At 42.9% G+C, this 13025-nt stretch carries 10 protein-coding genes; all 10 read right to left on the bottom strand.

What is annotated here, in order from left to right; translation table 11 throughout:
* Positions 1-14: 14 nt before the first annotated feature.
* The 10 genes from DER53_RS10555 to rny all read right to left on the bottom strand — a co-directional run bounded on the left by DER53_RS10555 (position 15) and on the right by rny (position 12807).
* Positions 15-2162: a hydantoinase/oxoprolinase family protein gene (locus DER53_RS10555; protein WP_062753320.1), complete on the bottom strand. Its 2148-nt coding sequence runs from the start codon at positions 2160-2162 to the stop codon at positions 15-17.
* 1093 nt (positions 2163-3255) lie between these two features.
* Positions 3256-3804: an outer spore coat protein CotE gene (locus tag DER53_RS10550; RefSeq protein WP_015863531.1), complete on the bottom strand. Its 549-nt coding sequence runs from the start codon at positions 3802-3804 to the stop codon at positions 3256-3258.
* Between the two features lie 175 nt (positions 3805-3979).
* Positions 3980-4417, bottom strand: a complete 438-nt coding sequence (locus DER53_RS10545; RefSeq protein ID WP_062753324.1) for a YlbF/YmcA family competence regulator — start codon at positions 4415-4417, stop codon at positions 3980-3982.
* A 1-nt stretch (position 4418) separates the two neighbouring features.
* Positions 4419-5990 (bottom strand): tRNA (N6-isopentenyl adenosine(37)-C2)-methylthiotransferase MiaB, encoded by a 1572-nt coding sequence (gene miaB, locus DER53_RS10540; RefSeq protein ID WP_015863529.1) that lies wholly within the window; start codon positions 5988-5990, stop codon positions 4419-4421.
* A 184-nt stretch (positions 5991-6174) separates the two neighbouring features.
* On the bottom strand, positions 6175-7041 hold the full coding sequence (locus DER53_RS10535) for a 2-oxoacid:ferredoxin oxidoreductase subunit beta (RefSeq protein WP_062753326.1): 867 nt from the start codon (positions 7039-7041) through the stop codon (positions 6175-6177).
* Positions 7042-7043: 2 nt separating this feature from the next.
* Complete coding sequence (locus DER53_RS10530) at positions 7044-8780, bottom strand: 2-oxoacid:acceptor oxidoreductase subunit alpha (protein WP_062753328.1); 1737 nt, start codon at positions 8778-8780, stop codon at positions 7044-7046.
* Positions 8781-8982: 202 nt separating this feature from the next.
* Entirely contained in the window at positions 8983-9906 is a 924-nt protein-coding gene (locus DER53_RS10525; RefSeq protein WP_015863526.1) for a dipeptidase, read from the bottom strand.
* A 92-nt stretch (positions 9907-9998) separates the two neighbouring features.
* Entirely contained in the window at positions 9999-10259 is a 261-nt protein-coding gene (gene spoVS, locus DER53_RS10520) for a stage V sporulation protein SpoVS (protein WP_015863525.1), read from the bottom strand.
* A gap of 113 nt (positions 10260-10372) precedes the next feature.
* Positions 10373-11167: a TIGR00282 family metallophosphoesterase gene (locus DER53_RS10515; RefSeq protein WP_015863524.1), complete on the bottom strand. Its 795-nt coding sequence runs from the start codon at positions 11165-11167 to the stop codon at positions 10373-10375.
* Positions 11168-11250: 83 nt separating this feature from the next.
* The gene (gene rny / locus DER53_RS10510) at positions 11251-12807 is read right to left on the bottom strand and encodes a ribonuclease Y (RefSeq protein WP_015863523.1); all 1557 of its coding nucleotides are present in this window, start codon (positions 12805-12807) and stop codon (positions 11251-11253) included.
* Between the last annotated feature and the right edge of the window lie 218 nt (positions 12808-13025).

The raw sequence follows: 13025 nt of genomic DNA, 5'->3' as shown, positions 1-13025 counted from the left end.
CCCTTTAAATTTTTTTAAACTTCTTTCAAGTGGAAAATGCGATGTTGGTCAAGATATGTTTCAAATCCCGGCGGAATGACAAATGTCGTAGCCGGAGATTCAATGATCGAGAACGCTTTAATTTTGTTGCCCGGCTTCAGTTTTTCCATTTCCCAAATATCCGCTTCGATCCATTGGCCTTTCCAATACACTCTGCGCTTGCCAAGGTACGCTTCTTTCGGCGGTGTTTCCCCCGCAAACGGTTCTACCGGGATTTTCGGTTTCGGCACTTCGACGATTCCCCGAACGATTGCGCCTGTGATGCTGTAACCGAGCTCTGGCGATTTCGCCGCCTTGGCGTAAACTCTCGCATACGTGTCTTCGAACGCGTTCACAAGTTCATACCAGTCATTCACATTCTTGAATGCTTCAATCGGCGCTTCAATTTCCAAGTCGTTTAATTGTCCTTGGTATTGCATGCGGAAATAGAGGCGGAAATCAACTTCTCCTTTGCTGAACTGGTTCTTCTCAAATTCGGCTGCCACTTTCTCCTTCAGTTCATCCCACGCAGCCTGCAGTTCTTTTCCGGCTTTTAGTTTTTCATCATCACTGGCGCCGTCATTGACGTTAATATCGAGCGTTTTATCATAACGATATTCGAAATCCGCAGCACCACAGCCGAACGCGGAAAATCCTGCCGCCCACGCCGGTACGAGCACATCTTCAAAACCTAGTCCTTTCGTATAACCGGCGGTATGTAGCGGGCCTCCTCCTCCGTATGAGAAGCATACATACTGGGATGGCGAATACCCTTTTCCTAAAATCATGGATTCCAGGTAGTTGCGAAGCTGTGATTCAAGCAGGTCAATCACGCCGTACGCCGCGTCTTCGACGGATAATCCGAGCGGATCAGCGATCTGTTTCTTAATCGCTTCGTACGCTCGCTCTGGATAGAGCTTGACTTCCCCGCCAAGGAAGTTATCCGGGTTGATTAGTCCGAGAACAACGTGGCAGTCCGTTACCGTTACCGTGTCCACGCCGCCTTCCGGATAGCACACACCGACTCTCGATCCGGCACTGTCCGGGCCAAGTGTCAATGTTTTATAGTTCGGATCGACTCGGACATAGCTTCCGGCTCCCGCTCCGACGGTATCCATTGCGACAAGCGGCAGTGAGAGCACAAGACGAGCCATATCCGGACTTGTGTTGATGCTCAAATCCCCTTGGGTGATGAGCGCTATATCAAAGCTCGTTCCACCAATATCCGAGCAGGCAATATTGCGAATGCCAAGCTGCTCTCCAAGGTATTTTGCGCCAATGACGCCGCCGATTGGGCCAGAGACAAGCGTTCTTGCCAATTCGTTTGCCCGTGTGCTGATCGTCCCTCCATGGCTTGCCATCACACGCAAATCAAAGTTAGCTCCATGTTCTTTTAGCATATTATTAATTTTTGTTAACGTTTCGCGCGAAGGATCGGCCGCATACGCCTCAATGATTGTCGTATTTGTCCGGTGCGACTCTTTTCTAACCGGATAATAGTCGACGGACGCAAATACAGGAACTTCTTTACCGACTTTCTTCATGACTTCTTTGGCTATATCTCTCACTCTTCGCTCATGATGAGGATACTTGTAAGAATGAAGCAAGCTGATAACAATGGCTTCTACATCTAGTTCAAGAAGTTCCCTAACAGCTGGTTCCACTTCATGCTCATAAAGCGGAATAACAACGTTTCCAAATAAGTCAACCCTTTCGGTTACACCTCTCGTTAACTCTCTCGGGACAAGCGGCGGATCATAACGGTGAGTATTGATGTGCAAACGGTCCGAGTAAGAATAACCAAGATATGATTGGATCGCTCGGCCCATTCGATGAAAGTCTTCCATCCCCTTGTTAACGATCAGTCCGACCCGGCGTCCCTTCCTTGAAACGAGTCGGTTCAGCATCGCTGTTCCCGAATAGACTCCGGCAAGCAGCTGCGGAAATTGCTCATCAACGGTCGTTTCCCAGTAAGAAAGCGCATCCTTCGCCGAATTTAAGAGACCTACCGATTCGTCTTCCGGTGTAGATTGCGCTTTCCCAACGACAAATTCTCCGTTTTCATCGATGATAAATGTGTCTGTCATCGTTCCCCCAGCATCAATCGCAAGAATTTGCGCTTTTCTTTTTACCGCTGTTTTCATTTCTTCATCCCCTTCCTACATGTTTAATTTGATAGCATTGTGATATTTTATAGTAGTTATAAATGATAGATCTAAAATCTAGACTAGGAAGCATAATGGCAGAATATTTTACTTACGCGCAAAACCTTTTCGTATCACCCCCGCATCTTCGGTTGTCACAGAGCAATCTGTGCAAAATGATTCGCTATGATCTCACCCTGCAACTAGATTTCATCACCTCCTTCAATGGATATTTAGAAATAAGGATGACCGTGAATCTGGAGATAAAATGGGAAAATATCATTTTTTAGTATTTTTTCTTTATTTATGTTAAAAAATGGTTAATGAGCCGAAAAGACCATTCACGTTCCGAAAGAAACGAACAGTGAAAAGTCTGAACCTCTGCACGACTAAAATCCACAGATTCTGGCGCACTAAAGAGTTTTTCCTACACCTGCGTATAAGCACTCACTTTTGTCCCGTTAAGCATCATGGACAAACACCTCACTGGTATTTGGCGCCTGTCTGCACGGTTCAAACAAAACTGTTTTCTACCTCACCGGTGGCTCCAATCGCGGGCTTTCATAGCTATATATGATTATAGTGAACGAATAACCGAAAATCGCTGTTTGGACTGGAACATATTCATTGTGCAGGACCGTTGCTTCGTGTAGGCAGAGAATAGGAGAACCATTATGTCTGATGTTAAATCATGAAGAGATGGTTGAGGCATTTCAATGTGTGGAAACGTTGCTTCAATGACTAAAACAACTGAAGAACATCAACGCATGCTCCATCAAAAGCGTTTTTTGCCTCATCAATTTCTAGCTTTTGATAGAAAACAGAGGATAAATTTAACACGTTTCAAAAATCTCTAAATATATTAATCCACAATTAGTATGGTTTATTTGTTAAATAGAATAGCACATATAAAATCACATGTCTACAAAAAATTTTAATTTTTTATAATTTTTTTATTATTTTGAATAGTTAATATATATAAAAAAGTGATGAATATGATGCAAATATTGATACGAAACAGATAAATAAAAAGTTAAGCTCCATTCCATCCCTTTTCAACCAAAAAAAACTAGGAAGATCTTTCTTCCTAGTTTTACTCTTCATCGCCGAGAAGCAAATCTGGGCTTAAATCTTCTAGTTCTTCATCTAGGTCACCGTAGTCAAAATCATCGTCATCATTGCCGCAGCCGTCTGGATGGATCGCGACACATATTTTCGTTTCCCCAATGACTTCGGAAATAAATTCGCGTTCTACATCGACCACAATTTTATTTCCGTTTGGCGAAATGGTGCATTCTAGGCAGTTCGGCTGCTGAATGACGCGAACAATAATGTCTGTATCATCGCTAATAATGTCATCATCGTCACGGTATTTTAATTTCACCACATCCGCATATGTTACTGTTTCTGTGACAACTTCTGTTTTTGTATTGTTGTCGTATGAATACCAAACGTTAACGTCATATTTCCCATGGATTTCTACTGTCTTGTCACATTTTTTCGCATCGTAACGATGGTTAATAATCCAGCATCCTAAAATGCTTGATGGACGATTCGGAGCAGTAATCGTATGAGTAGATTGCGTAAATTTACGACCTTTCCCGACGACCGCCTTTGTAATAATTTCTCTGTATTCAGACATATAAGAAACCCTCCTCAAATGAATCTTCATTTCATCCTATGCATGATTTCGCCTAATGTGCACATAAGTTTATAAATTATTCCTTATAGTTCATTGTATGCAGGGTCCCCGTATGATGTGCCTACTTTTTTCCAATAAAAAAACGCCCTTGAAAACCAAGGACGTCAGTCAAATTTTAATGACAGCCGCAGTCGCCGTTTCCACTACAGCGTATTTGCGCACCTGTCTCCCCGCGCAACACGTTGCCGCCTGTTGATGCGATAATCTCATCGGTCACCGTATTGGAGATGGTAGAAGCGACTAATTGGAGCAGGTCGTTCACTTCCGTTTGCGATTGCTGGAATTCGCTAACGATCGGAATTTGCGAAAGCTCTTCGTAAATCGCATCAATTTGTGCTTCTACTTTTTTCAGCGCTTCATATTTCCCGTAATGTTTTAAGTTGACTGCTTGTTTTTGCAATGATTTAATTTGCTCGATCATCGCGCGCACTTTTTCGTTTTGGTGTATTTTTTCTTCCGCGCGTTTAAAAAAATCAACTTCTTCTGTCTCGGCAATCATTTTGGCGAGTTCTTTCGCCTGGGCTAAAATCTCATCACGTGTATATTTTGCCATCTCATTTCACCTCGATCGCTTCTTCTACCATTTCCCCGTTTAATGTCCATGTTTTCGCTTCGGTAATCCGCACTTTGACAAGTTTGCCAATCGCCGATTTCGGACCGATGAAGTTGACAAGCTTGTTTTTCCGCGTGTATCCAGCAAGGACATCCGGGTTGTTTTTGCTCTCGCCTTCAACTAATACTTCGACAACTTTCCCTTCATATTCCTTCATTTTTCGCGCTGAAATTTCATTGACAAGCGCGTTTAGCCGCTGCAAGCGTTCTTTTTTCACTTCCATCGGTACATTATCAACCATTTTTGCCGCCGGTGTGCCTTCACGTGGTGAATAAATGAACGTGTATGCAGAATCAAATTCGACTTCGCGGTAGAGCGACAGCGTTTCTTCAAACTGCTCTTCCGTCTCGTTCGGGAAGCCGACAATAATATCCGTTGTTAACGCAACGTCTGGAATCGCTTCTTTAATTTTGCGAACAAGCTCTAAATATTCCTCACGCGTATATTTCCGGCCCATCAATTTCAATATTTCCGTGCTGCCGGATTGCACTGGAAGGTGAATATGCTCGACTAGATTGCCGCGTTTGGCGAGCACTTCGATTAAACGATCGTCAAAATCGCGCGGATGGCTAGTCGTAAAGCGAATGCGCGGAATATCAATTTTACGAAGTTCGTCCATCAAGTCGCCAAGACCGTATTTCATATCGGTGAAATCTTTCCCGTAGGCGTTGACGTTTTGGCCAAGAAGCGTAATTTCTTTATATCCTTGGGCGGCGAGATGGCGCACTTCTTGAATAATGTCTTCCGGACGACGGCTTCGTTCTTTCCCGCGCGTATACGGAACGATACAGTACGTACAGAACTTATCGCAGCCGTACATAATGTTTACCCATGCTTTAATGTTGCCTCTGCGCGCTTTTGGAAGATTTTCGATCACATCGCCTTCTTTTGACCAAACTTCCACAACCATTTCTTTTGACATGTATGCTTCATGTAAAATGTATGGAAGGCGATGAATGTTATGCGTACCGAAAATCATGTCAACGTATTGATATTGTTTCAAAATTTTATTGACGACCGATTCTTCTTGCGACATACAGCCGCATACCCCAAGAAGCAAATCCGGATTGTTTTGCTTCAGCGGCTTTAAGTGGCCGATCTCGCCAAACACTTTGTTTTCCGCGTTTTCGCGGATCGCGCACGTATTCAATAAAATGACATTCGCATCTTCCGGGCGGTCAGTCGGCTCATATCCGAGCGCCATAAAAATTCCTGCCATTACTTCGGTATCATGTTCGTTCATTTGACAGCCATACGTGCGAATATAAAACTTGCGGCCTTCGCCCATGCCGCGGAATTGCTCCGGTATAGTGAAGTCTTTAACATATTTTACTTCTTCTTTTCCGCGTTTTTTCGCTTCTTTTAAATTTGGCGGAATAAATACGCTAGTAAAATATTTTTCGTAATCTTTGCTCGTTTTTTTCTTTAACGCATCCAAAGCGGATTTTTTGTCCGTTGGATGATCAGCTGTTTGAATTTGTCCTGTTTGTTCTAAACGTTGTTTTTCGTTCATAATAATCTCCTTTCTATAGCTATAGAAAACAATTGTTTCCTTTTCATCATACACATTATCATAGTATATAATTGATCACAAATTTAAACAATACTTTTCTTATTCAGCTTAACACTGAACAAATCATCATAACAAAATCACTCCCAACTAGGCAATACCTAATTGGGAGTGAATCATTTCCAAATTACATAAATTCAGAAATTAATTCATCGAATTTTTCTTTGCTTAGTTGAAGATCTGCCTCCGTAAGCGGTGTTTCGCTATAACCGTGAAGCAGTTCTTGATACGATTTTTGTTCTTTATTTTGATAAATCAGCCCTGTTACTAATCCTTTATATTTCATTACCGTTTGCATTGCCATGGTGCGGTCCGATGGATCATATCCCTCAATCTCGCTTACTTTCACAAGATTTTCTTTAAACCAGTCGTATGTGTTTACCTTATTATATGTGACACATGGACTGAATACGTTAATAAGCGAGAACCCTTTATGTTTAATCCCCTCTTCAATTAAGCTCGTTAATTCTTTTAAATCGCTTGAGAAGCTTTGCGCTACGAACGTTGCGCCAGCGCTTAGCGCAATTTCCATAATCGAAAGAGCCGGTTCGACCGAACCTTGCGGAGTGCTTTTCGTTTTAAAGCCGACATCGCTGCGCGGCGATGTTTGCCCTTTTGTTAAGCCGTAAATTTGGTTGTCCATAACAATATACGTAATATCGATGTTGCGGCGAATCGCATGAATGGTATGACCCATGCCGATCGCAAATCCGTCTCCATCGCCACCTGCGGCAATGACCGTTAAATCACGGTTCGCCATTTTCACTCCTTGGGCGAGCGGCAACGCGCGGCCATGGGTGCCGTGAAAGCCGTACGAATGAATATAACCGGAAATACGTCCCGAGCAGCCGATTCCAGAAATAACCGCTAATTGATGGGGTTCAAGCCCGACGTTTGCCGCAGCGCGCTGAATGGCAGCTTGAACGGAGAAATCGCCACACCCTGGACACCAGTTCGGTTTTACATCGTTACGAAAGTCTTTAAACGTCGCCATATTTATAACAACTCCTTGCATTTTGTATAAACTTCGTTCGGCAAGAACGGATTACCGTCATATTTCAATACACTAGAAATTTTTTCAGCATGTCCAACATTCATTTTAAGAATGTTTGCAAGTTGGCCTGTTGCATTTTGCTCAACGACGACGACTTTTTTCGCTGATTCGACAAGCGGCAGCACTTTCTCCGTTGGGAACGGATGAAGAAGACGGATGTGCGCGTGATTGACTTTCACGCCGTCTTGCTCAAGACGGTCGATCGCTTCTTCGATCGCGCCGCGCGTAGAAATAAAACCAACAATTAACAAATCCGCTTCATCGTGTTTAACATTTTTATGAACTGGTGTGTTGAAGCGAATGTGTTTTAATTTGCGCAGACGTTTATCCATCTGTGCATTCCGATTTGCCGCAACTTCAGACGGTCTTCCTGTTTCCGCGTGTTCTACTCCTGTTACATGGTGGATGCCGTTTGGTGTTCCCGGAATTACGCGCGGAGAAATGCCATCTTCGGTAATTTCGTAACGTTTAAAATTATCTTTTTTCTCCAACGGCGGGAGTTCTTCTTTTACCAGTTTGCCGCGGCGAATTTCGATTTTATCGTACTCTAATGGTTCAACCGTTTGTTTGCCAAGGGAAAGTTGCAAATCAGATAAAACGATCACCGGGCATTGATATTCTTCGGCAAGGTTGAATGCTTCCACCATATCGTAAAATGCTTCTTGCACTGTGCTTGGCGCCATAACAATTTTTGGAATTTCACCATGCGTTCCGTAAATCATGGCCATTAAGTCAGATTGTTCTTGTTTTGTCGGCAATCCTGTACTTGGACCGCCACGTTGTGTATCAACGATGACAAGCGGTGTTTCTGTCATTCCAGCAAGCCCGATCGACTCCATCATAAGAGAAAGACCTGGACCTGCTGATGCGGTGAATGCCCTCACGCCGGCATAGTTGGCACCAATCGCCATTGTACATGCGGCGATTTCATCTTCCGTTTGAATGACAGCTCCTCCTAGTTCCGGAAGTTTTTTAATTAAATATTCCATAATTTCCGAAGCCGGAGTAATCGGATATGCCGCCATAAAACGCGCACCGCCGGCTAATGCGCCTAATGCAAGCGCATCGTTGCCGATCATGAACATCCGCTTTTTCCCATCCGCTTTTTCTAGTTTCATTGTTTGAACATGATCGCCAAGCTGTTCTTTCATATACTGAGCGCCTGCTCGGATCGCTTCCATGTTCTTTTCGACAACTTGCTGGCCTTTTCTTCCGAAAATTTCTTGTACCACTTCTTGATATACGTTAATATCAAGGCCAAGAACTGCACTTGACGCACCAACAGCGACCATGTTTTTCATAAGCGATGTTCCTAAATTTGTCGCGATATCTGTAAACGGAACTGCATATAACGTTACATTTTGACCTTCCGGAATCGTTGGGTTAAACTTCGCATCAGCGATCACGATGCCGCCATCACGAAGTTCATGAAAATTAAAGTCAATCGATTCTTGGTCAAACGCCACTAATATATCAAGATCATCGGCAATCGAACGAATTGGTGTTGTACTTACACGAATTTTGTTATTCGTATGACCGCCTTTAATCCGCGAAGAAAAATGACGATACCCATATAAATAATATCCTAGACGATTTAGTGCAATGGAGAAGATTTCACCGGTACTTTCAATTCCTTCTCCCTGCTGTCCTCCAACTTTCCATGAAAGTTGACTAATCATTTCTTACACCCCTTTAAGTTCGGTCAAAATTACAATTATAAGTGTAGCACTTTTCCAATAAAATCACTAGACTTGCAGGCAATGATTTTCACAAAAATTTAAACATATAAAAATATATCAAACGATTTCATTCTAGACCTATATGAAAAAAAATGCAACCTTACTTATAAAAACTCTTTTCTATTGCCATCAATCTCTTATTTTACTGCGGCAAATGGTCATAAAAATTGCGAAATAAAAACCGTTCTACCTCATCTTCTGAGTAGTGTTTTTGCAGCTCGTTGACTAAATTTGTATAGCACCGCGCATTTTCGAGTCCTTTTGCCGTTTCTTCCATTCCGTCAAAATCAGAGCCAAACCCAACATGCCTTGCTCCCCCGAGTGAACAAATGTGTTCCAAATGGCGGAGAACGTCAGAAATCGCCGCTTTTTCTTTTTCTTTCGTTAAAAAGTACGGAACGAACGTAATTCCAATCATCCCATTTTTCTCAATCAACGCGCGAATTTGCTCATCTCGCAAATTACGCGGATGTGGACAAAAGCGATATGTATTAGAATGAGAAGCAATCGGAAATTGCGCGATTTCCATCACGTCCCAAAATGCTTTTTCCGATAAGTGGGAAACATCGACCCAACGTTTTGCCTCGTTAAGATGCCGCACCACTTGTTTTCCGAATTCCGTTAATCCGGCACCGCGCACTTCCCAAGAACCATCTGCTACAGCATTGGACCAATTCCATGTCAGTCCAACAGACGAGACACCAAGGCGAAGCAATGTTTTTAATTTTACAAGGCTTGTCCCAATCGCATCGCATCCTTCAAGCGTTAACATCGCCCCAATTTCATTTTCTTCCAATGCGTCAATATCGCGTTTCGAACGAACAAATTTCAACATTGGAAATCGCTCAATCATTTGTTCAAAAAAAATGTCTATCATTTCTAGCGCAACCGTAAAACGGGCTTCTTCCGGAACAGTTTCCGGTATGTAAATGGCAAAACATTGAACTTTTATTTTCGCCTCTAGAAGTGATGGAAAGGTGACATGAAGACTTTTGCCATCTTGGAACGATAAAGACCGATCCATCCATAATTTCATCAGTGCGTCACAATGCGCATCGAAAATCATACATATCCCCCTTTATAAAGTAAAATAACCTGCCTGCCTTCCAATAGAAGGCACAAACAGGTTATGTTTCTATCATAAAAGCGTTACTACTATTAACGAGGTTCTACAATTAATTTAATCGCCGTACGTTCTTCCCCATCAATAATAATATCCGTAAATGCAGGAATACAAATAAGGTCCATGCCGCTCGGTGCCACAAATCCTCGTGCAATAGCTACTGCCTTAACGGCTTGGTTTAATGCACCTGCGCCGATTGCTTGAATTTCTGCTGATCCGCGTTCGCGCAATACCCCGGCAAGTGCACCAGCTACAGAGTTAGGATTCGACTTTGCTGAAACTTTTAATATTTCCATTTCTAGCTCCTCCCTCATTTCCTCAAAAATAGTTCTACTGTTACTATATTCACTGTTTTAGCGAGTATTCCTGCTAAGTTTATAAATATTTTTAAAAATTCCTAAAACAATGACTATTCTAAATAAGGATTGTCATCATTTATCACAATTCTTTCGATCTTATTTGCTCGTCCCGTTTTCTCATCAATATCAATGAGCACAGCGTTTAATTGGCTTCTCCCCTCTTTTACCTCAAAACGAACGGGTAATGAGGTTAAAAATTTCCGCAACACCGCCTCACGATCCACTCCTAAAATTCCATCATACGGACCGGTCATCCCAACATCAGTAATATACGCCGTTCCTTTCGGCAAAATACGAGCATCGGCAGTTTGAACGTGCGTATGTGTACCAACAACTGCAGAAACACGTCCATCCAAATACCAACCCATCGCTTGCTTTTCACTTGTTGCCTCCGCGTGAAAATCAATCAAAATCATCGGCGTGCGCCTGGTTGCTTCTTCAATTAGCTCATCTGCTTTTTTAAATGGACAATCGATGGCGGGCAAAAACGTTCTCCCTTGCAAGTTAATAACAGCTACTTCCATTTGCTCTACTTGTACATATACAATCCCTTTTCCTGGGACACCTTCCGGAAAATTAGCCGGCCGTATTAATGACTTTGCATCATCGATAAATTCAAATATATCGCGTTGATCCCATGCGTGATTGCCAAGCGTGACGACATGGGCGCCTTGCTCAAGAAACGTACGATAAATTTTTTCCGTAATTCCTTTTCCGCCTGCGGCATTTTCCCCATTAATGACAATGATGTTCGGTTTATGTTTTTCTTTTAACTTTGGCAAATATTGTTCTATCATTTTTCTTCCCGGTGAACCGACAACGTCGCCAATAAACAAAAATTTCATTGTATATCCCTTTCTAAGCTGAAATCTAACTAGTTCAAGTTTGGCACAAAATATAAAAAAAATAAAGTGGCAATATCGCCACTTTATTTTGCATATTCTACCGCTCTTGTTTCACGAATAACGGTAACCTTAATGTGTCCCGGATAATCGAGTTCCTCCTCGATCCGTTTACGAATTTCCCGCGCCAATCGATGCGCTTCTAAATCATCAATCATATCCGGCTTCACCATAATACGCACTTCTCGACCTGCTTGAATCGCATATGATTTCTCCACACCTTCGTATGATTCAGCGATTTCCTCCAATTTTTCGAGGCGGCGAATATAGTTTTCCAATGTTTCACTGCGCGCTCCCGGTCTTGCCGCAGAAAGTGCATCAGCCGCTGCAACGAGCACGGCAATGACGGAAGTTGGCTCCGTATCACCATGATGGGAAGCGATGCTGTTAATGACAACCGGGTGTTCTTTATATTTTGTCGCCAATTCTACACCGATTTCAACATGGCTTCCTTCCACTTCATGGTCAATCGCCTTGCCAATATCGTGCAGGAGGCCAGCACGTCTTGCTAACATTTCATCTTCGCCAAGTTCCGCCGCCATCAACCCGGCTAAAAACGCCACTTCAATTGAATGCTTCAAGACGTTTTGCCCGTAGCTTGTCCGGAATTTGAGGCGTCCTAAAATTTTTATTAAATCCGGATGTAACCCGTGAACGCCAACTTCAAAGGTGGTTTGTTCGCCGACTTCACGAATATGCTCATCCACTTCACGTCTTGCTTTTTCGACCATTTCCTCAATTCTTGCCGGGTGAATGCGTCCATCTTGAACAAGTTTGTCTAAAGCAATTCTAGCCGTTTCACGGCGGATTGGATCAAATCCCGATAAAATAACTGCCTCCGGCGTATCATCGATAATTAAATCAATACCGGTGAGCGTTTCAAGCGTACGAATATTCCGTCCTTCACGACCAATGATCCGGCCTTTCATTTCATCGTTTGGCAAATTAACGACAGATACGGTCGTTTCGGCGACATGGTCAGCCGCACAGCGCTGAATCGCCAGCGATAAAATTGCTTTTGCTCTTTTATCCGCCTCTTCTTTCGCGCGGGTCTCGGCTTCTTTCACCATCATTGCAATTTCATGAGATAGCTCTTTTTCGACACGCTCCAAAATAACTTGGCGTGCTTCTTCGCGTGTTAGACCAGAAATTCGTTCCAATTCCATTTGTTCCTTTTGAACGAGCTCTTCCACTTTGCTTTCCATCTGTTCAATATGTTGTTGTCTTTGATTCAGTGCTTCCTCTTTCGATTCTAAGAGCGCTTCTCGTTTATTCAGCGCCTCATCTTTTCGGTCAAGATTTTCTTCTTTTTGCAGCAATCGGTTTTCTTGTTTTTGCAACTCGCTTCTTCGATCGCGAATTTCACGTTCAACCTCTGTACGAAGTTTATGAATTTCATCCTTTGCTTCAAGAAGCGCTTCCTTTTTCAGCGCATCAGCTTCTCGTTTCGCATCTTCAATGATTTGGTTTGCAGCTGCTTGTGCACCGCCAATTTTCGCTTCTGCAATGGATTTTCGAATAAAAAAGCCGACAACGGCACCGACAACTAAGGCAAGCAAAGCGGAGATGATGATTGACCCCATTTTTTTCACCTCCTCTTGCTATAAAATTATTTCGAAATAACTGTCGGCATGTACGTTGTTACAAACGTTTCAACATACAGTACCATACTTACTGACATCGAAATCAGCAACACATATATCCGCCCATTAGCCGAACGTATGCGCCGCTAAAGCCGATCAAGCGAGAACTTTCTTTCCATTTTTCATGCGGACGCGCTCCAGTTTCTGCTAAATGTTTA

This window comes from Parageobacillus toebii NBRC 107807, assembly GCF_003688615.2.
Classification (GTDB): domain Bacteria; phylum Bacillota; class Bacilli; order Bacillales; family Anoxybacillaceae; genus Parageobacillus_B; species Parageobacillus_B toebii.
Note: the sequence above shows the minus strand (reverse complement) of the source record. Positions and strands in the feature narration are given on the sequence as shown.

Excerpts from the sequence above, each read along its gene's own strand:
- DER53_RS10555 (WP_062753320.1), bottom strand. The coding sequence starts at position 2,162 with ATGAAAACAGCGGTAAAAAGAAAAGCGCAAATTCTTGCGATTGATGCT.
- DER53_RS10550 (WP_015863531.1), bottom strand. The coding sequence starts at position 3,804 with ATGTCTGAATACAGAGAAATTATTACAAAGGCGGTCGTCGGGAAAGGT.
- DER53_RS10545 (WP_062753324.1), bottom strand. The coding sequence starts at position 4,417 with ATGGCAAAATATACACGTGATGAGATTTTAGCCCAGGCGAAAGAACTC.
- miaB (WP_015863529.1), bottom strand. The coding sequence starts at position 5,990 with ATGAACGAAAAACAACGTTTAGAACAAACAGGACAAATTCAAACAGCT.
- DER53_RS10535 (WP_062753326.1), bottom strand. The coding sequence starts at position 7,041 with ATGGCGACGTTTAAAGACTTTCGTAACGATGTAAAACCGAACTGGTGT.
- DER53_RS10530 (WP_062753328.1), bottom strand. The coding sequence starts at position 8,780 with ATGATTAGTCAACTTTCATGGAAAGTTGGAGGACAGCAGGGAGAAGGA.
- DER53_RS10525 (WP_015863526.1), bottom strand. The coding sequence starts at position 9,906 with ATGATTTTCGATGCGCATTGTGACGCACTGATGAAATTATGGATGGAT.
- spoVS (WP_015863525.1), bottom strand. The coding sequence starts at position 10,259 with ATGGAAATATTAAAAGTTTCAGCAAAGTCGAATCCTAACTCTGTAGCT.
- DER53_RS10515 (WP_015863524.1), bottom strand. The coding sequence starts at position 11,167 with ATGAAATTTTTGTTTATTGGCGACGTTGTCGGTTCACCGGGAAGAAAA.
- rny (WP_015863523.1), bottom strand. The coding sequence starts at position 12,807 with ATGGGGTCAATCATCATCTCCGCTTTGCTTGCCTTAGTTGTCGGTGCC.